This window comes from Pseudomonas sp. GM50 (assembly GCF_000282375.1).
Taxonomy (GTDB): domain Bacteria; phylum Pseudomonadota; class Gammaproteobacteria; order Pseudomonadales; family Pseudomonadaceae; genus Aquipseudomonas.
Map to the genome: position 1 here is coordinate 1 of NZ_AKJK01000096.1, position 1,917 is coordinate 1,917.

General features: G+C 57.6%; 1 protein-coding gene. It reads right to left on the reverse strand.

The features are described from left to right. Positions 1 to 10: 10 nt before the first annotated feature. Positions 11 to 1,312, reverse strand: a complete 1,302-nt coding sequence (locus PMI30_RS07795) for an IS4 family transposase (protein WP_081501290.1) — start codon at positions 1,310 to 1,312, stop codon at positions 11 to 13. Between the last annotated feature and the right edge of the window lie 605 nt (positions 1,313 to 1,917).

Genomic DNA, 1,917 nt, shown 5'->3' on the forward strand with positions numbered 1-1,917 from the left:
GCCATCCCTTTCAAGGTCTTTTCGTTTTGGCAGCCTTGATTACCCGGTCCGTTGAAACATGCGCATGCACCGCGGTGCCTTGGACCCATGTCTTGGGCTTGGGCACCTTGGGGCCACGGGGACTTTTCGCAACTTGTTTTGGTTGGATGTTTTTGGCCAGTTCCAACAAACGCTGGGCCAGTTTTTCCAGAGGGATGACCGGAAAATATTCCGAGGGCAGCGCAATCTGCATGCCTTCATAACCACTTCGGACCTGGACCGCCAAGTGATAGGTCGAGGCCTCCCAACCTTCAGGCTGAGTATCCCGATGGGCTTGCTCGACGCTTCGTTTGAGTACGGCCAGGACGTTGTAGGCCAATACCGCAGTAGTGAACCCGAGCAAGGCAGCCCTCGGGCTGCCAAGGGTTTCTATTTCACTTTCCAGGATCGCTTCCAGTCGCTGGAACATGCCTTCAATGCTCCAGCGACGGCGATAGAGCGCTGCGATCTGCTGTGCACTGACGCTTTCAGGTAGGTTGCTCCAGAACATCAAGCTGCTGTCACCCGAGTCCGTTGGCGAATGAAGCGAGAGTTCGACACGTCGACATTGGTAACCGCCTCTGACTTGGATGATCTGCTCACGTACAGTGCCTGTTTCCACAGGTACGGGCGCTTGCCACTCACCCTCTTGAATCAAGCGTGGGTGCTTGGCTTGCTGACGAATCACAAAGGAGGTTTGGACCTGCTCACAAGCTTCCATGACCGGCAGCGTGCAGTAGAGTCGATCAGCCAGCCACACCTGGCCCGGTTCGGCATCGGCCAATAGAGGCAGCACACAAACACGCTCGCTTGCATAGGCATCCTCACACGCCTGAAGGTCGATGACCTGATCCAGGTCGGGGTCGTAGACAACCACCGAAAAACCGGGACGAGCGGCGCCGCGCTCGTGGCGTAAAGCCCCCAGACGCTTCTCAGTGGATGCCAAGTGATTACCGTCCACGACCCGAACCTGCCAACCCGGCAGCATCGTCGTGCAACCCAGCTCCTTGATGGTTGGAGCCAGGCGTTGTGCGCAGCCGGTGACAAGGGCGCGCAACAGTGCAGGCTCGGTACGACTGATCTTGTCGTAAAGGGCTGCCAAGCTGACAGGAAGATCTTCCAGTTGCCGTGCGGCAGCGTGCAGGGATGGCTTCAAGCCCAATGAAACAAGGGACATCAGCTTAATGATGGTCGAGAACAGTAGCTCACGAGAATACTGCCGTTGCCGATGTTCTTCGAAGACCTGATCGACCCATTCAGGGGCAATAGCCTGCTCCAGCGCCAATTTGGCCATGACGCTGGCAGGTGCTTTTTTTTCGAATCGAGCTAGAACATCGGCCCACATCTTTCGGGTATCCCTGACTGAAATTTCAGGGGATTTTACCTAAGACCTTGAAAGGGATGGCCCTTACGGCGAGTCCCTTTTGGCAAACGCCCCAAAGGAAGCAAAGGTCTTCGCCCCAAGCGTCCGGCCCCTCGCTGAGGCTCGGCGTTCCTTCGCTCCGGTATCCATCTGGGGGCATCGCCCTACGGTCTGCTTCGCTACGACCTACATGCGATGGGTTCGACTGCGTCGAACGGCGCTGCGCGCCAATCCCCAGATGAACACCTGCACTCAGCCTCCCGAAGGGGCGGGCAGATCAAGATCAAAAGCCAAAGCCGAAGCCGAAGCCGAAGCAACAGCAAGATCAACAGCTTCGCGAGCAAGCCCGCTCCCACAGTTGGACTGGGTACATCCGGGGAAGATTGGTCGGCTGACAGGCCGCCATCGCAGCGATGCGGCAACTCGACAAGCCAGCTCCCACAATGGAGCGGCGTACCTCTGCGCTTTTCACCACTCAACAGGCCGAGCGTTAGCTCGCCTGTAGCTTTTGATCTTGACGCACCGCCCCCTCGAGA

Excerpts from the sequence above, each read along its gene's own strand:
- PMI30_RS07795 (WP_081501290.1), bottom strand. The coding sequence starts at position 1,312 with ATGGCCAAATTGGCGCTGGAGCAGGCTATTGCCCCTGAATGGGTCGAT.